Origin of the sequence: Pseudomonas sp. W15Feb34 (assembly GCF_023127765.1) — a bacterium.
Lineage (GTDB): Bacteria > Pseudomonadota > Gammaproteobacteria > Pseudomonadales > Pseudomonadaceae > Aquipseudomonas > Aquipseudomonas synxantha_A.
Genome location: NZ_SPKN01000006.1, coordinates 75890 through 92500 on the forward strand (window position 1 = coordinate 75890; position 16611 = coordinate 92500).

Annotated in this window: 19 protein-coding genes; 11 read left to right on the forward strand and 8 right to left on the reverse strand. The window is 60.9% G+C overall.

Going from position 1 to position 16611, the window contains the following annotated elements; genetic code table 11:
- Positions 1–179: 179 nt before the first annotated feature.
- On the reverse strand, positions 180–833 hold the full coding sequence (locus E4O97_RS03300) for a 50S ribosomal protein L11 methyltransferase (protein ID WP_078822446.1): 654 nt from the start codon (positions 831–833) through the stop codon (positions 180–182).
- 4 nt (positions 834–837) lie between these two features.
- The gene (locus E4O97_RS03305) at positions 838–1293 is read right to left on the reverse strand and encodes a YbaY family lipoprotein (protein ID WP_005791855.1); all 456 of its coding nucleotides are present in this window, start codon (positions 1291–1293) and stop codon (positions 838–840) included.
- A gap of 140 nt (positions 1294–1433) precedes the next feature.
- Here E4O97_RS03305 and nrdR point away from each other — a divergent pair, with 140 nt between their 5' ends.
- The 11 genes from nrdR (at position 1434) to E4O97_RS03360 (ending at position 9611) form a co-directional block, all read left to right on the forward strand.
- Positions 1434–1898, forward strand: a complete 465-nt coding sequence (gene nrdR / locus E4O97_RS03310) for a transcriptional regulator NrdR (protein ID WP_019818855.1) — start codon at positions 1434–1436, stop codon at positions 1896–1898.
- The gene (gene ribD, locus E4O97_RS03315; protein ID WP_216090370.1) at positions 1895–3022 is read left to right on the forward strand and encodes a bifunctional diaminohydroxyphosphoribosylaminopyrimidine deaminase/5-amino-6-(5-phosphoribosylamino)uracil reductase RibD; all 1128 of its coding nucleotides are present in this window, start codon (positions 1895–1897) and stop codon (positions 3020–3022) included. The genes nrdR and ribD overlap by 4 nt, the downstream gene beginning before the upstream one ends.
- Positions 3023–3070: 48 nt before the next feature.
- Positions 3071–3733 carry a riboflavin synthase gene (locus E4O97_RS03320; RefSeq protein WP_078822444.1) on the forward strand — a complete coding sequence of 221 codons (663 nt, stop codon included), beginning with the start codon at positions 3071–3073 and terminating at the stop codon, positions 3731–3733.
- Between the two features lie 15 nt (positions 3734–3748).
- Positions 3749–4840, forward strand: a complete 1092-nt coding sequence (ribBA, locus tag E4O97_RS03325) for a bifunctional 3,4-dihydroxy-2-butanone-4-phosphate synthase/GTP cyclohydrolase II (RefSeq protein WP_003194579.1) — start codon at positions 3749–3751, stop codon at positions 4838–4840.
- 88 nt (positions 4841–4928) lie between these two features.
- Positions 4929–5405: a 6,7-dimethyl-8-ribityllumazine synthase gene (gene ribE / locus E4O97_RS03330; RefSeq protein ID WP_078822443.1), complete on the forward strand. Its 477-nt coding sequence runs from the start codon at positions 4929–4931 to the stop codon at positions 5403–5405.
- The gene (gene nusB / locus E4O97_RS03335) at positions 5402–5902 is read left to right on the forward strand and encodes a transcription antitermination factor NusB (protein WP_032879249.1); all 501 of its coding nucleotides are present in this window, start codon (positions 5402–5404) and stop codon (positions 5900–5902) included. Before ribE ends, nusB begins: the two co-directional genes overlap by 4 nt.
- A gap of 18 nt (positions 5903–5920) precedes the next feature.
- Positions 5921–6886, forward strand: a complete 966-nt coding sequence (thiL, locus tag E4O97_RS03340) for a thiamine-phosphate kinase (protein ID WP_248160839.1) — start codon at positions 5921–5923, stop codon at positions 6884–6886.
- Between the two features lie 54 nt (positions 6887–6940).
- Positions 6941–7675, forward strand: coding sequence for a transporter substrate-binding domain-containing protein (locus tag E4O97_RS03345; RefSeq protein WP_078822441.1), 735 nt, complete (start codon positions 6941–6943; stop codon positions 7673–7675).
- A 120-nt stretch (positions 7676–7795) separates the two neighbouring features.
- Positions 7796–8413, forward strand: coding sequence for a GTP cyclohydrolase II (ribA, locus tag E4O97_RS03350; RefSeq protein WP_078822440.1), 618 nt, complete (start codon positions 7796–7798; stop codon positions 8411–8413).
- On the forward strand, positions 8410–8829 hold the full coding sequence (locus tag E4O97_RS03355) for a nuclear FMR1 interacting 1 family protein (RefSeq protein ID WP_032879254.1): 420 nt from the start codon (positions 8410–8412) through the stop codon (positions 8827–8829). The genes ribA and E4O97_RS03355 overlap by 4 nt, the downstream gene beginning before the upstream one ends.
- Positions 8826–9611, forward strand: coding sequence for a cobalamin-binding protein (locus E4O97_RS03360; RefSeq protein WP_248160840.1), 786 nt, complete (start codon positions 8826–8828; stop codon positions 9609–9611). Before E4O97_RS03355 ends, E4O97_RS03360 begins: the two co-directional genes overlap by 4 nt.
- 90 nt (positions 9612–9701) lie before the next feature.
- Here E4O97_RS03360 and E4O97_RS03365 read toward each other — a convergent pair whose 3' ends face one another.
- The 6 genes from E4O97_RS03365 to E4O97_RS03390 all read right to left on the reverse strand — a co-directional run.
- Complete coding sequence (locus tag E4O97_RS03365) at positions 9702–11576, reverse strand: TonB-dependent receptor (RefSeq protein ID WP_032879256.1); 1875 nt, start codon at positions 11574–11576, stop codon at positions 9702–9704.
- A 172-nt stretch (positions 11577–11748) separates the two neighbouring features.
- Positions 11749–13647: a 1-deoxy-D-xylulose-5-phosphate synthase gene (gene dxs / locus E4O97_RS03370; protein WP_148853989.1), complete on the reverse strand. Its 1899-nt coding sequence runs from the start codon at positions 13645–13647 to the stop codon at positions 11749–11751.
- A gap of 110 nt (positions 13648–13757) precedes the next feature.
- On the reverse strand, positions 13758–14645 hold the full coding sequence (gene ispA / locus E4O97_RS03375; RefSeq protein ID WP_078822435.1) for a (2E,6E)-farnesyl diphosphate synthase: 888 nt from the start codon (positions 14643–14645) through the stop codon (positions 13758–13760).
- Positions 14642–14884, reverse strand: coding sequence for an exodeoxyribonuclease VII small subunit (locus E4O97_RS03380; RefSeq protein WP_005791829.1), 243 nt, complete (start codon positions 14882–14884; stop codon positions 14642–14644). Before E4O97_RS03380 ends, ispA begins: the two co-directional genes overlap by 4 nt.
- Before the next feature lie 705 nt (positions 14885–15589).
- Positions 15590–15922 carry a hypothetical protein gene (locus tag E4O97_RS03385; RefSeq protein ID WP_216090365.1) on the reverse strand — a complete coding sequence of 111 codons (333 nt, stop codon included), beginning with the start codon at positions 15920–15922 and terminating at the stop codon, positions 15590–15592.
- Positions 15919–16611 (reverse strand): RHS repeat-associated core domain-containing protein (locus E4O97_RS03390; protein WP_248160841.1); only part of this gene is annotated, 693 nt, incomplete at its 5' end. The genes E4O97_RS03385 and E4O97_RS03390, both read right to left, overlap by 4 nt.

A 16611-nucleotide genomic window follows, 5' to 3' on the forward strand; every position in this document is an offset into this window, starting at 1 on the left:
CGCAAAGATTAAGCAGGTGCCTGACGTTTGGCAAGGCCGTTGAGTCGTAAGTTATTAGCGAAACTGTCTGCCAGGACATGTCAGGAAATTTTCCATCCGTGAGCGAAGGATGGCATTTTCCATGCCTCGCCTTTTCCTGTCTTAGCCAATCTGTTGCCGGGAATTTGTAACGCGAAGGCTCAGCGCCGCGAGTGGTACAGACTCACCTTGCGAAACTCCCAAGGCTCGGCCAGGTCCGGCAGGGTCAACGCGTCCAGAACCTCCAGCCGTTGATAACGCGGGTGTTGGAAGTCCCGCACCCGCGAATCGGCCACCAGCGCTTCGCGGCCACGGGTGAGGAATTGATCCAGCAGCGGCAGGTTGGCGCGGTCGTAAAGCACGTCGGCCACCAGGATCAAGTCAAAACGGTCGGCTTCGGCGAAGAAGTCGGCGCAATAGCCCAGCTCCACCGCATTGAGTTCGGCGTTGGCGCGGCAAGACGCCAGGGCCAGCGGGTCCAGGTCACAAGCCACTACTTCCAGGGCCCCCGCCTTTACGGCGGCAATCCCGGCCACGCCGGAACCGGCGCCGAAATCCAGCACGCGTTTGCCGGCGACCCACTCGGGATGCGCCGCCAGGTAGCGCGCCAACGCCAGGCCGCTGGCCCAGCAAAAGCTCCAGTAGGGCGGCTCATGCAGGATGCGCCGGGTTTCTTCCTGGCTGAAGGCGCGGTCCATATTGTCGGCATCGAGCAGCCATAGCGACAATTCGGTACCCGGTAGCGGGCAGGGCACCAATTGCGCGTCGCCGATCAACTCGCTCAAGGCGCGCTGCAGGTGCAGCGGTGGCGTCATGGCGTCATGGCGCCTTGACGAGTTGCAGGGGGCCGGTGCTCTGGGTGATCGCTTGGGTGACGCGCACGGCGGGCAAGTGCAGGATCAACTGGCCGGACTGGCTGGCGCGGCCACGCAATTCAACGCGTGCACCGGCCGGGAAGGCTTCAGGGTTGAAGCGCAGGCGGAAGGCCAGGGGCTTGCCATTGCCGCTCAGCACGCTGCTGGCGAGCAGTTGCTGCGGGCGCGAACGGTCGTCGATCACCAGCAGAGCCATCTCGACTTCGGCGCCGGCGGGCACATTGGTCAGGCTGCCGCTGATTTCCCGTTGATAGGCGGGCAGGGGGCCGAGGTCTTCAATACCCGGGACTTTTTTCTCTTGTGCCGGTGTCGGTTGAGGCGCGGCTGGTTTGGGGGCCTCGCTGCTGCAGGCGACCAGAAAACTGAACAGCGTGAGTAGAACGAGTGGTCGTAACTGCATGTACGGCTCCAGAAAGGACAAAATCCGTGGCTTAAAAAATATCAAACATATAAGCCTGCCTATATACCGTAAAGGCTATGGCTTGTCTTGCGACGGGGATGCGCTACCATGGCCCTCCCATTTTTTGTTGCCTGCCAACCATGCACTGTCCCTTCTGCGGTGCCAACGACACCAAGGTCATTGACTCGCGTCTGGTCGCCGAGGGCGATCAAGTGCGTCGCCGGCGCGAATGCCTGGCCTGTGGTGAACGTTTCACCACCTTCGAAACCGCCGAACTGGTATTGCCCCGTCTGATCAAGTCCGACGGCAGCCGCCAGCCTTTCGACGAAGAAAAATTGCGCGCCGGTATGCAGCGCGCCCTGGAAAAACGCCCGGTGAGTGTCGAGCGCCTGGAAGCGGCGCTGGTGCATATCAAGCACAAGCTGCGAGCGACCGGCGAGCGCGAGGTCAAGAGCCTGGTGGTCGGCGAGTTGGTGATGGGCGAACTGCAAAAGCTCGACGAAGTCGCCTATATCCGTTTTGCCTCGGTGTATCGACGCTTCCAGGACCTCAATGAGTTCCGCGAAGAAATCGACCGCCTGGCCCGTGAGCCTTCCAAACAATGACGTCTGAACAGGCAGTCCTCGACGCCCATTACATGGCGCGTGCCCTCGAATTGGCGCGCAAGGGCCTGTACACCACCCACCCCAATCCACGGGTGGGCTGCGTGATCGTGCGTGACGGGCAGATTGTCGGCGAAGGCTGGCATGAGCGCACCGGCGAGCCCCATGCCGAGCCGAATGCCCTGCGCGCCGCCGGTGAAAAGGCCCGTGGCGCGACGGTGTACGTGACGCTGGAGCCGTGCAGCCACCATGGCCGTACGCCGCCGTGCGCCGATGCACTGGTGAGCGCCGGTGTGGCGCGGGTGGTGGCAGGTATGCAGGACCCGAACCCGGAAGTGGCCGGGCGTGGCATGCAGCGTCTGGCCCAGGCGGGTATCGAGGTGCGCAGCGGCGTGCTGGAAGCTGAGGCGCGGGCGCTTAACCCGGGGTTCCTCAAGCGCATGGAGCACGGTTTGCCGTTCGTGCGGGTCAAGCTGGCCATGAGCCTGGACGGCCGCACGGCGATGGCCAGCGGCGAAAGCCAATGGATCACCGGCCCCGCTGCCCGCGCCGCCGTCCAACGTCTGCGTGCCGAGGCGAGTGTGGTGTTGACCGGTGCCGATACGGTGCTGGCCGACGGCGCCCGCTTGACTGTGCGCGCCGCTGAGTTGGGCCTGGATGAACAAACCACCGCCCTGGCCATGTCGCGCCCGCCGCTGCGCGTGTTGATCGACGGCCGCTTGCGCGTGCCGCTCAATGCACCCTTCTTCAAGGCTGGCCCGGCACTGGTCATCACCTGCGTGGCCCCGGAGAACCAGTTTCCCCGTGGCCCAGAGTGCCTGGTGGTACCGGGTGTGGAGGGCCAGGTCGACCTGCGCTCGGCGCTGGTGGCATTGGCCGCCCGTGGCGTCAACGACGTGCTGGTGGAAGCGGGCCCGAGCCTGGCGGGCGCGTTTGCCCAGCAGGGCCTGGTGGATGAGTACGTCATATTCATCGCCGGCAAGTTCCTCGGCTCCGCTGCCCGGCCGTTGCTGGACTGGCCGCTTGAGAAGCTGGTCGACGCGCCCCAACTCAAGATCACTGACATGCGCGCTGTAGGCGACGACTGGCGAGTCACTGCCATTCCCGTCCCGACAGCGAGCGTATAATTCCCGGCCTGCGCTTAAGCGTCAGCCCCTCGTTTTCAGGAGAGCGAAATGTTCACCGGCATTATCGAATCCATCGGCAGCATCCGTGCAATGACCCCCAAAGGCGGCGACGTGCGCCTGCTGGTTGAAACCGGCAAGCTGGACCTCGGCGACGTCAAGCTGGGTGACAGTATCGCCGTCAGCGGCGTGTGCCTGACCGTTATTGAGCTGCCGGGCAACGGCTTTGCCGCCGACGTCAGCCGGGAAACCCTGGACTGCACCGCGATGAACGACCTCAAGGCCGGCAGCCCGGTCAACCTGGAAAAAGCCCTGACGCCAACCACGCGCCTGGGCGGTCACCTGGTCAGCGGCCATGTCGACGGTGTCGGCGAAGTGGTGACCCGCAGTGAAAACGCACGCGCCGTGGAATTCCGCATCCGTGCGCCCAAAGAGCTGGCCAAGTACATTGCCCACAAGGGTTCGATTACCGTTGATGGCACCAGCCTGACCGTGAACGCCGTCAATGGCGCCGAATTTGAACTGACCATCATTCCCCACACCCTCAGCGAAACCATCATGGCCTCCTACCAGCCGGGGCGCCGGGTGAACCTGGAAGTGGACTTGCTTGCCCGTTACCTGGAGCGCCTGTTGCTGGGCGAAAAGGCCGCAGAGCCTGCATCAGGCAACATCACCGAAAGTTTTCTGGCCGCTAACGGCTACCTGAAATCCTGACCAAGGGGGTGCCGCGTGGCGCTCAATAGCATCGAAGAACTGGTTGAAGACATCCGCCAAGGCAAGATGGTCATCCTTATGGATGACGAAGATCGCGAGAACGAAGGCGACATCATCATGGCCGCCGAGGCGTGCAAGCCTGAGCACATCAACTTCATGGCCAAGCACGCCCGTGGTTTGATTTGCATGCCCATGAGCCGCGAACGCTGCGAGTTGCTCAAGCTGCCGTTGATGGCGCCGCGCAATGGGTCGGGTTTCGGCACCAAGTTCACGGTATCGATTGAAGCCACCACTGGCGTCACCACCGGTATCTCCGCCGCTGACCGCGCCCGTACCGTGCAAGCCGCCGCCGCCAAAGATGCCAAGGCCGAAGACATCGTCAGCCCCGGTCACATTTTCCCGCTGATGGCTCAACCGGGTGGCACCCTGGCTCGCGCCGGTCACACCGAAGCCGCCTGCGACCTGGCGCGCATGGCCGGTTTCGAGCCGAGCGGGGTGATCTGCGAAGTGATGAACGACGACGGCACCATGGCCCGTCGCACTGAACTGGAAGCCTTTGCCGCCGAACACAACCTCAAGATCGGCACCATTGCCGACCTGATCCACTACCGCATGATCCACGAACGTACCGTTCAGCGGATTGCCGAGCAGCCGCTGGACAGCGAACTGGGCCAATTCAATTTGGTGACCTACCGTGATTCAGTGGAAGGCGACGTGCATATGGCCCTGACCCTGGGCAACATTTGCGCCGAAGAGCCGACCCTGGTGCGGGTGCACAACATGGACCCTCTGCGCGACCTGTTGATGGTCAAGCAACCCGGCCGCTGGAGCCTGCGCGCCGCCATGGCCGCGGTTTCCGAGGCTGGCAGCGGTGTGGTGCTGTTGCTCGGTCACCCGTTGGACGGCGACGTATTGCTGGCACATATCCGCGAAACCGCCGACGCCGTGCCGGTGAAAAAACCGACCACCTACAGCATCGTCGGTGCCGGTTCGCAGATCCTGCGCGACCTGGGCGTGCGCAAAATGCGCCTGATGAGCGCACCGATGAAATTTAATGCGATATCCGGATTCGACCTGGAAGTTGTAGAATACGTGCCCTCCGAATAAAGGCCGGCGATTTCTGCCCCTTGTTCGCGGTTAAATCATCACTGAGGGACGCACTTTTCGCGTCCCGGCTCTTTAAGAGATTTGTCGAATGACCCTGAAGACCATCGAAGGTACCTTCATCGCCCCCAAAGGCCGCTATGCCCTGGTGGTTGGCCGCTTCAACAGCTTCGTGGTTGAAAGCCTGGTAAGCGGTGCGGTTGACGCCCTGGTTCGCCACGGTGTGAGCGAGAGCGATATCACCCTTATCCGCGCCCCTGGCGCCTTCGAAATTCCACTGGTTGCGCAAAAAGTTGCTCAGCAGGGTGAATACGCGGCGATCATCGCCCTGGGCGCGGTCATTCGTGGCGGCACCCCGCACTTCGAATACGTAGCCGGCGAATGCACCAAGGGCCTGTCCCAGGTGTCCATGGAGTTCGGCGTGCCAGTCGCTTTCGGCGTACTGACCGTTGATTCCATCGAGCAAGCCATCGAGCGTTCCGGCACCAAAGCCGGTAACAAGGGCGCTGAAGCTGCCTTGTCCGCGCTGGAAATGGTCAGCCTGCTGTCGCAGTTGGAGGCCAAGTGATTTCCGACGAAAGCGATCGTTTCAACCCGCGTGACGAGCGTCCAGCCGATGCCGGCAAGCCTTCGAAAAGCGAAAAGCGCCGTGCGGCCCGTCAGCTCGCCACCCAGGCGCTGTACCAGCGTCATATGGCTGGCACTTCGCTGAACGAGATCGAAGCGCAATTTCGCGTCGATAACGACTTCACCTTTGCTGACCAGAGCTACTTCCACGACATCCTGCACGGTGTTCCGGCCAACATGACCGAGATCGATGCTGCGCTGACGCCATGCCTGGACCTGACCCTCGAAGAGCTGGACCCGGTTGAGCTCGCGGTACTGCGCCTGTCCACCTGGGAGCTGCTCAAGCGTGTTGACGTACCGTACCGCGTGGTGATCAACGAAGGCATCGAACTGGCGAAAGTCTACGGTTCGACCGACGGTCACAAGTTCGTCAACGGCGTGCTCGACAAGCTGGCCCCGCGCCTGCGTGAAGCCGAAGTAAAGGAACACAAGCGCTAATCTGCGCTTGAGTCCCGCATGGGCGAGTTCGAGCTGATCCGCAAGTACTTCGCCGCCGCGCCTTGTGCGCAAGGCGGCGATGGCATTGCCCTGGGGATCGGCGACGACTGTGCCTTGCTGGCGCTGCCCGCCGGAGAGCAACTGGCGGTCTCTACCGATACGCTGGTGGCCGGCGTGCATTTTGCCGACCCCTGTGACCCGTACCTGCTCGGCCAGCGCTCGCTGGCCGTGGCGGTGAGCGACCTGGCCGCCATGGGTGCCAACCCCCTCGCGTTTACCCTTGCCCTGACCACGCCGACCGTTGATGCCGATTGGCTGCATTGCTATGCCCAAGGCCTGAACGCCATGGCGCAACGTTGCGGCGTGGGCTTGGTGGGCGGCGATACCACCCGAGGGCCACTGAGCCTGACCCTGACCGTATTTGGCCGCGTGCCGGCCGGGCAGGCGTTGACGCGCAGTGGTGCGCAGCCGGGTGAGCTGCTGTGTGTGGGCGGCGAACTGGGCGATGCCGCTGGTGCTTTGCCATTGGTCTTGGGCCAACGCACGGCGGATGCGGCAGTTGCCGAGCCGCTGCTGGCACATTACTGGTCGCCGCAACCGCAGTTGGCCCTGGGGCTGACGTTGCGGGGCAAGGCGAGCGCGGCCATGGATATCTCCGACGGGCTGCTGGCCGATTGTGGGCATATCGCCAAGGCTTCGGCGGTCAGCCTGGTGATCGAACGTCACAGGTTGCCGTTATCTACCGCCTTACTGACATTTGTCGGCGAGGATCAGGCCCGCGTCGCGGCGTTGAGCGGGGGCGATGACTACGTGCTGGCATTTACCTTGCCGATATCCGCGTTGGCACCTTTGCGAGCGGGCGGCTGGCCGATTCACGTGATCGGTCGGGTCGAAGCGGGGCAGGGCGTGACCCTGCTCGATGCCCATGGTCAGGACATTACACCGGCCGTGCGCGGCTATCAGCATTTTCGCGAGACGCCGTAGCCAGCGTCCTGCGCTACCCTTTATCTGATGATTACCACGTAGGAAGCCGTCACTATGGTCGTGCGCTGCTGGCTGCTGATCGCTCTGTGTGCCTTTACCTCTGTACTTCAGGCGGATGAGGCGTCGGTGCCCGGCAAGGTCATGCTGGCCGGCGAAGAGTGGAACGACTACACCAATAAAGATGGCAGCGGCCTGGCCTGGGACGTGGTGCGCCAGATCTTCGAGCCAATAGGCATCACCCTGCAGACCCGCAGCGAGCCCTACACCCGCTCGGTCGGCCTGGCCCAGCGTGGCGAGGTGGATGGATGCGTCGGCACCTATCGCAATGAAGTCAGCGGGGTGTTGTACCCCCGCTGGAACTTCGACGCCGACCACGTATACGCCCTTGGGCTCGCCACTGCGCCTACGCCGACACAGGCGACGCTGGGCGACTACCGCCTGGCCTGGGTGCGTGGCTACAAGTACGAGCAATACCTGCCCAATGTGCGCCGCTTCAACCAGATCGAACGGCGCGACGGTATCCTGCCGATGCTGCAATACGGTCGCGCCGATTTCTATATCGATGCCCTCACTGAAGCCAAGTACGTACTCAGCCAGGCGCAAGACCCGGCGCTGTTCAAACTTACGCATATCGCCGAGTTGCCGCTCTACATAGCCTTTGCCGATACCGAGCGCGGCAGGGCGTTGATGGCGGTGTATGACCAGCGTTTGGCCGCCCTGGTCAAGACCGGCGAACTCAAAGCGACTTTTGCGCGCTGGAAACAGCCGTATCCGTTTCCGGGCCCATAGAACTGACGCGAAGGCCAATCGAACCTATTGATCTTTATCAGCGATAATTCAGCTTAAGCGTCTGTAGGAACCTGCTGTTACAATGGCCGCCTCTGTGAAATCTGAAATCAGGAGCACACGGTGCCCGTCGTTTTCGTCGCCGCTTCCAAGCTGCCTACCCCTTTTGCCACGTTCACCATGAACGGCTTTCTCGAAGAAGCCACCGGGCGCGAGCACGTTGTGCTCAGCCTCGGCGACCTCACGGATGGCGCGCCGGTGCTGGGGCGCGTGCATTCCGAGTGCCTGACCGGCGATGCGCTGTTCAGCCAGCGCTGTGACTGCGGCTCGCAACTGGAAGCCGCTTTGCAAGCCATCGCCCGTGAAGGCCGTGGCGTGCTGCTGTACTTGCGTCAGGAAGGCCGTGGCATTGGCTTGTTGAACAAGATCCGCGCCTACGAACTGCAAGATGGCGGCGCCGACACCGTGGAAGCCAACGAGCGCCTGGGCTTTGCCGCCGACCAGCGCGACTACGCCATCTGCCTGCCGATGCTTGAGCACCTGGGGGTCAAATCCCTGCGCCTGATGACCAACAACCCGCGCAAGGTCAAAGCCTTGACCGAGATGGGCATCACCGTGGCCGAGCGCGTGCCGCTGCACACCGGGCACAATCCGCACAACAAGCTCTACCTGGCGACCAAAGCCAGCAAGCTCGACCATATGATGGGCAACGAGCACCAGGGCGAGGTCGACCGCGCGTGACTCGCGGCCAGGTGAAACGGCGGTTATCCTTCAACTGGTGGCAGTACCTGGCTTTGGCATTGCTGCCCCTGTTTGTGATCAATCTGCTGTTTGGCCGTGCTGAACCCCTGCTGCCCGTGCTGGCCATGCCGTTCTTCATTGCCGGCGTGGCCTCGATGTTTCTCAGCCTGCGTTATTTTCACGGCTATAAACATGCGCTGATCGCTACTTCCAAAGCCCTCGATACCCCTGAAGAACCTGCTGCCTGGATCACCCTGGCGGCGCGTCGGCGCACGGCTTTGCTGGTAGCCGCGCTACCGGCCTGGATCGGTGCGCTGGCGGTGTTCGTGGGGCTGGAAGCGGTGCCACTGTTCCTGCTGGCAATGTCGACCATGGTGCTGTTTTACCTCTACCGCATTCCGCGTCAACTGGGATGAGCCGCTACTGGCTGGCACTGCTGCTCGTATTGAGTGTTCAGGCGATGGCAGCCGAACGAGTGGTCAGCCTGGCGCCGTCGCTGTCTGAAATCGTCGTTGAGCTGGGCGCAGCCGACCTGTTGGTGGGTGTGCTTGATGGTGGTGAGCGGCCAACAGCACTGGCAACGGTTGCGTCGGTCGGGCATTACGGCCAACTGGATATGGAGCGTCTGCTCAGCCTGAAGCCCGACCTGGTCCTGCTGTGGCCCGGCAGCGTCGGCCCGGCCCAGCGTGAGCAGCTTCAGCGGTTGAATATCCCGGTGTATATCGCCGAGCCCCATAGCCTTGAGCAACTGACTACTCAGGTCCAGGCCATTGCCGAGCAATTGGGCCGAGCTGAGGCAGGGCGCCAGCTCGCTGCACAACTACGCCAGCGCTTGGCCGAGTTGCGCCAGCGCTATCAGCGGGCCGAGCCGTTGCGGGTGTTTTACCAAGTGTGGAACCAACCGCTGTACACCGTGGGTGGTGGGCAGATCATCAGCGATGCGCTCAGTGTGTGCGGGGCGCGTAATGTGTTTGATGATCTGAAGTTGCCGGCGCCGCAGGTCAATATCGAGTCGGTGCTGGCGCGTGATCCCGAGGTGATCCTGGTGGGTGATCAAGCTCAGAGACAAGCGTGGAAGGCATGGCCGATGATGTCTTCGCGGGTGCGATTAGTGCCGGACAAGGGCCTGGAGCGGCCCAGCGGGCAGATGTTGGAGGCGGTGGGGCGGTTGTGTCAGGTTTTATCGCCTAACCTGTGAAACCGCTATCGCAGGCAAGCCAGCTCCCACAGGGGAATGCATTTCAATTGTGGGAGCTGGCTTGCCTGTGATGACGTCGGTGCAGGTCCCTCAGAACTCAGGCGTCCATGTCAGCCCAACCATCCACACCCGACCTTCTTCACGATAATTCTGAGCCTCGCCGAGGTAGCTGTACTTCGCCCGGGCATAGGACCTGTCCAGCACGTTATCCACCTTCAGCGACAACGACACCTCTCGGTTCAACGCCCAACTGCTGCGTAGCCCCAACAAGGCATACCCGCCCAAACGGTTGCGGTTGGCTTCATCATCGTAGCTGCTGCTGATCGCCTGCCAGCTCGCGCCAACGCCCAGCTTGTCGAACTGCCGATCCAGATCCAGGTTCAATGTACGCCGAGCGCGACGTGCCAGGGTGTGGCCGCTGTCACGGTCACGCGGGTCGATAAGCGACAGGCCCAGGTTGCCCTGCCAGCCAAACACTTCTTGCTTGAGCGCCGCTTCAAAGCCGTTGATCCGCGCCGATGCCACGTTTTGCGGCTTGCCGGCGTCAAGGATGATCGCGTCGCTCAGGTCGGTACGATACAGCGAGGCTTCCACCCGTGTGCTGTCGGTCAGTTGGCTGCGCCATTGCAGCTCGTAGCTCTTTGATGTCTCGGGCTGCAGATTGGGGTTGCTGTACTGCGTGTCGGGGTAATAGAGGTCGTTGAAGGTCGGTGCGCGGAAGCCTTCGCTGTAGCTCAAGAGTAGGTCGTTGTCAGGGTTGACCGGTACGGTCAGGGTGCCGCTCCAGCTATTTTGACCGCCGAACTGCTGGTTCTGGTCGCGACGCAGCCCAAGCTCGGTGGAAAACCACTCGCTGTGGAAGCGGTGCTGCACAAAGGCGGCGCGGTTCCAGCGGCTGTTTTCGGTAAAGGTGGTGGAGCCGTGGAAGCGGTCTTCATACCAGTCGCCACCGACGATCAGGTTGTTCTGCTCATTCAGCGTCAGGTCGTTCTGCCAGTTGACCGAGTCGCGGTAGGTATTGAACACGCTGAAATCATCACTGAGCGTATCGCGCTTGGTGTCACGGTTTTCGCTGTGGCCCAACTCCAGGCGCGACTGCCAGGTCTCATTGAGCTTGGCATCGACATAACCGCTGGCGCTGCTGACGGTGTAATCGGTGTAGGGTTTCTGGCCGACGCTCTGCCCGGTGGCGCCGTTGTAGCGGCCATAACTGTTGTCGTACTCCGACTTGCCACGGTTATCCAGCAGATTGAAACCTACCTCCAGCTCATCGCTGAACGAATGGCGGAGGTTCAGGCTGATGGACTGGTTTCGGTAGGCATCATGGTCGCCGTCACTGGGGAACGACGCGTGGCTCGCGTTGATACCTGCGGTTTCATCCAGGCTTGCGCCCAGGTTGAAGCGCGTATGTTCATCGCCGCCCGACAAGCCCAGGCTACGTTCCCACGTCTGGTTACTGCCAAACCCGAGCTTCAAGCGCGGCTGCAAGCCTTGCTCGGCATTGCGCCGGGTAAACACCTGGATCACTCCGCCAATCGCGTCGCTGCCGTAAATGACCGAGCGGGAACCGCGCAGCACTTCTACACGCTCAATCTGATCGACGTTCAGATATTGCAGGCCACTATCACCGGTGGTGGTGTTGGCAATGCGCTGGCCGTCCACCAGTACCAGGCTTTGTGCGGCCTTTGTGCCTCGAATGAAGATCCCCGGCAAACTGCCACGCCCACCGGTCGGCGCAACCTGCACACCGGGCACGCGGCTGAGCAGGTCGGTGACGCTGGTGGGTTGCAGGCGGTCGATGTCGGCGCGGGTGAAGACGGTGTTGGCAGCGCTGCTGTCGTTACGCGCCTGCACTTGGCGGTTGGCGCTGATGACCACATCGGAGAGCTTCAAGGCCTGGTCGCGGGTGTCGGCGAGCAGATCGGCGGCGGGTAAAAGCAGCAGGGCGAGGCACAGGCGTTTCATGGGCTGTCCATAGCGGTTTTGAAGGTGATACAAGTTAAATGTGGGAGGGGCGGTGCGACGATTCGACTTGCTCCCGATTACAGTGTGTCAGTCAGAACATCTGGTACTGATACACCGCTATCGGGAGCAAGTCGAATCGTCGCACCGCCCCTCCCACATTTAGTCCCGGTTTCTACAGGGCCAGAAGCGCCAAACGCTCGCGCACCGAAGCCTCGATGCCGGCCTCGTCCAAGCCACACTCAGCCAGCATCTGCGCCGGCTTGGCGTGCTCGACGTACACATCCGGCAAGCCCAGGTGCAGCACCGATTTGAGGATGTTCTCCCGCGCCAGGAACTCGCTGACTGCCGCGCCGGCGCCGCCCATGATGGCGTTCTCTTCGACGGTCACCAACAACTCATGGCTGGCGGCGATTTCGCGTACCAGCGCCTCATCCAACGGTTTGACGAAACGCATGTCCACCACTGTGGCATCAAGCTTTTCAGCCACTTTCAGCGCTTCGGCCAGTTGTACGCCAAACACCAGGAATGCAGTTTTGCTGCCTTGGCGACGCACGACGCCTTTGCCGATTTCAATCGGCTCCAGGTCTTTCTCGATCACGGCATTCGGGCCATTGCCCCGGGGATACCGCACAGCGGCCGGGCCGTTGTACAGGTGGCCGGTGCTGAGCATCTTGCGCAGTTCGTTTTCGTCGCTGGGCGTCATCACCAGTATGCCGGGGATGCAGCGCAGGTAGGACAGGTCGAAGCTGCCAGCATGGGTCGGGCCGTCTTCGCCCACCAGGCCGGCGCGGTCGATGGCGAACAGCACGTCGAGGTTCTGCACCGCCACATCGTGAACCAACTGGTCATAACCGCGTTGCAGGAAGGTGGAGTAGATCGCCACCACCGGCTTGGCGCCTTCGCAGGCCATGCCGGCGGCGAAGGTGACAGCGTGCTGCTCGGCAATCGCCACGTCGAAGTAACGCAACGGGAAACGCTCGCTGAACGCCACCAGATCGGAGCCTTCCTTCATCGCCGGGGTAACACCCACCAGGCGCGGGTCGGCGGCGGCCATGTCGCACAGCCATTCGCCAAACACACCGGAATACTTCGGCCCGCTGGCCTTTTTCGGCGCAGCGGCGGGGGCATCGAGGGGTTCGAGCTTGGTGATTGCGTGGTAACCAATCGGGTCGACTTCAGCCGGGGCGAAGCCTTTGCCCTTCTTGGTGACGATATGCAGGAACTGCGGGCCCTTGAGGTCGCGCATGTTGCGCAAGGTGGCGATCAGGGTCGGCAGGTCGTGGCCATCGATAGGGCCGATGTAGTTCCAGCCCAGCTCTTCGAACAGGGTGCCGGGCACCAGCATGCCCTTGGCGTATTCTTCGGTGCGACGGGCGATTTCCCACGCTCCAGGCAGACGTGACAGCACTTTCTTGCTGCCTTCGCGCATGCTGGCGTAGGTGCGGCTGGAGAGGATTTTCGCCAGGTAATTGGACAGGCCACCGACATTGCGCGAGATCGACATGTCGTTGTCGTTGAGGATCACCAACATGTTGGCATCCACTTCTGGCGCATGGTTGAGCGCTTCGAAGGCCATGCCGGCAGTCAGCGCGCCATCCCCGATCACGGCAATCGCCTTGCGATCGCTGTTTTGCAGACGGGCGGCAATCGCCATGCCCAACGCTGCACTGATGGACGTGCTGGAGTGGCCGACGCCAAAGGTGTCGTACTCGCTCTCGGAACGGCGCGGGAAGGCGGCCAGGCCGTCCTTCTGACGCAGGCTGCCCATGCGCTCGCGACGGCCGGTGAGGATTTTATGCGGATATGCCTGATGGCCCACGTCCCACACCAGCCGGTCGTCCGGGGTGTCGAACACGTAATGCAGGGCGATGGTCAGCTCGATCACGCCCAGCCCGGCGCCGAAATGCCCACCGGTCTGGCCGACCGTGTAGAGCAATTCCAGGCGCAACTCATCGGCCAGGGTTTCCAGCTCGGCTTCACCCAGTCGACGCAGGCCGTCCGGCGTGGCAGCGCGGTCGAGCAGGGGCGTGGACGGGCGTTTGCGGGGAATCTCTTGAAACGTCGTGGGCATCAGGCGAATCGTTATAGGTATAGAAGAGGCGGCAGTTTACCTCAAGCGGTGCAAACTGCCCACGCAGGGCGCCGAACTTGGCCGATATGCGGCGCAAATGGCCGGGGTTGTCAGTGGCGGCGCTCGACGATATACCGCGCCAGGTCACGCAGCGGCTCGGCCGCCGCGTCGAAAGGTCGCAGGGCATCCAGGGCCTGGTCACGCAGCTCAATGGCGTATGCCTTGGCGGCTTCCAGCCCCAGCAGAGCCGGATACGTCGGCTTGTCCCGTGCAATATCGGCGCCTTGGCGTTTGCCGAGGGTGGCGGTATCGCTTTCCACGTCGAGAATATCGTCCTGCACCTGGAAGGCCAGGCCGATCGCGCGGGAATAAGTCTGCAGGGCCGCCAGTTGCTCGGCGTCGGCGCGGCCGCTGGCCAGGGCGCCCAGGTGCACGGCGGCTTCGATCAACGCGCCGGTCTTGTGGCGATGCATGTATTCAAGGGCTTCTTGATCCAGCTTGAGGCTGACCGAACCCATGTCGATGGCTTGGCCGCCGACCATTCCGGCCGGGCCAGCAGCGTGGGCCAGAGCAGTAACCATGCGCAGGCGGATCTCGGCGTTGACGCTGCTTAGCGCCGGGTCCAGCAACGCGCTGAACGCCAGGCTCTGCAAGCCATCCCCGGCCAGGATCGCGTAAGCCTCATCGAAGGCTTTGTGGGTCGTGGGCTGGCCGCGACGCAGATCGTCGTCATCCATCGCCGGCAGGTCGTCGTGTACCAGGGAGTAAGCGTGGATCAACTCCACCGCACACGCTGCGCCATTGGCCTCGGCCGCCGGCGCGCCCAGGGCTTCGCAGGCCGCATAGGCCAGCAACGGGCGCACCCGCTTGCCGCCATTCATCACGCTGTAGCGCATGGCTTCATAGAGGCGCGTCAATTCCGGGCTTGGCGCAACAAACAAGGGCTCCAGCGTTGCATTCACCCGGGCTTGGCTACTGGCCTGATACGCGCTGATCATTCCGGCTGTTCCGCATCGAAAGGCTCTTGCGCCAACTCCCCGTCGCGCTCCAGCAGCACCTGGACCTTCTGCTCCGCCTGCGCCAACGCGCTCTGACAGTCGCGGGTCAGGCCAATGCCTTGCTCAAATGCCGTCAACGAGTCTTCCAGCGACAACTCGCCGTTCTCCAGACGCTCGACCAGGGTTTGCAGGTCGGCGAGGGATTGTTCGAAATCGAGTGCAACTTTTTTGCGGGCCATGGCGGCAATTCCGGTAGACGGTAAACCGGCGCGACACTAGCAGACATGGGGGATTGGGGCAAATGAGTGGGGCTGTTACTGCTGGGCGGGATTGATCTGATAACGCGTGCTGCGGCCGCCTTCGGGGAGGCGTGTCAGGTAGTTTTTTCCAGTAGGTCGGCCAGGTGGCGTGTTGTTGATTCATAAGGGGACGCCTGGGGGCGTGTGAGCCGAATAGAGAGAGTATTCGGCTCATTTTGTGAGCTGATTGTGCTTTGTATTCGGCTCATCGTCGAGGCGCTACTGGGCCACAGAGTGCGTTCTCAGGGGGGCGTTTGATATTCAACGGAAGCTGACGTCGATTCTGTCGACTTTTAGTTTTATGAAGCGCTCGTTACATTCAGGATGGTCGTAGTGAATGTCCTCATCGTTTAATGAGACGAAGCTGTGAAATTGTGTGTCGCGTAGGGTTCCATAAAGTAGGTAAGCATATCCGGGATTTGTCTTTTCAATCAGTGGTGTTCTCGGTTCAACCCTTTCAATCTCGTAATCGTCAGATAGATTCATTGTCAGCTCGACGTCATACGTCTTTCCGACTTCTATCTCATGTGGGGAATAGCTGACGAAGCAATTAATGATGACTCCCTCGATGAGCAGTATTACGTCCTCTTCTATATGGATACTGGTTTCTATAACTCGTGCTTTCTTTAATTTCACGTCTAGTGCCTAGAAGTAGAAAAAAACACCGGTTTTTCTATCGATAGCTAACTGGGTTAAATGGATTATTTTTTCTAATAGTTCGGGGTTTTCAGGCAAGGATTTTTTTTTAAAAATTCTTAGCATTTCGGTGAGCTCTTCGGAAGTGTTAATGTGTTCGTCCTCATAGTCATCGATGATCTTTTTTAAAGAATCATTGATCTCCTCGTATATTCCCGATTTCAAGAGTTGTTGGTGCTCTATGCTTGTGAGGAGCACACGCTCCATCTGGTCGTTTGGGCACGCATTTAGGTCTAGCAAAAACATGGCTTCGCCAGTCAAGGGCGTACAAATCAATTTCATCGAGAATTTCCTTTTTTAAAATGTGTGACTTCATTGTATTCGCTTTGTGTTCTTCCCATCTGTTTGCCAGAAGAGGAGGTTTTGTTGTTGGGGATTGCTCCGGCTAAACTAAGATAACGCCTGGATCCCGGCAAGGACGGGTCGTGAATTCTAAAGTAATTACCATTAAGGTCCTCCACTATTTCAATCCCGCTCTGAGGGTTTTTGTATATTTTCTTTCCTTTATCTGTAGTTATTACTATCGGGTCAGGTCCAGCAAATTTAACGATATTTTCGTTCAGGTCAGCGGTCTGCCAATTGGCCGAGTACCGGGCTGCTCGCTGTGCTCCTCCTGCTTTTGGTAGCTCTGGTTGACCCTCATTAACTCGAACTGCCTGGGCTGATTCACGCGCTTCAATCTCGGGCTTACAGCCATCTTCACCGGGGCATGCATTTAGACCTAGTGGATCCACCCATCCCGTCGGATTGGGTACATACCGGTACCCATTGACCCCACCCGCCAACTTCACCGGATCCGGCGTCAGGTAACGACCAATATCTGGATTGTAGTAGCGATGGCGGTTGTAGTGCAGCCCGCTTTCTTGGTCGAAATACTGTCCTTGGAAACGCAGCGGATTTTCGATTTTACCCACGTCGAGGCGGGCGATCTGGCCGTAGGCGCGGTAGTGGGCGGACCAGACGATTTCGCC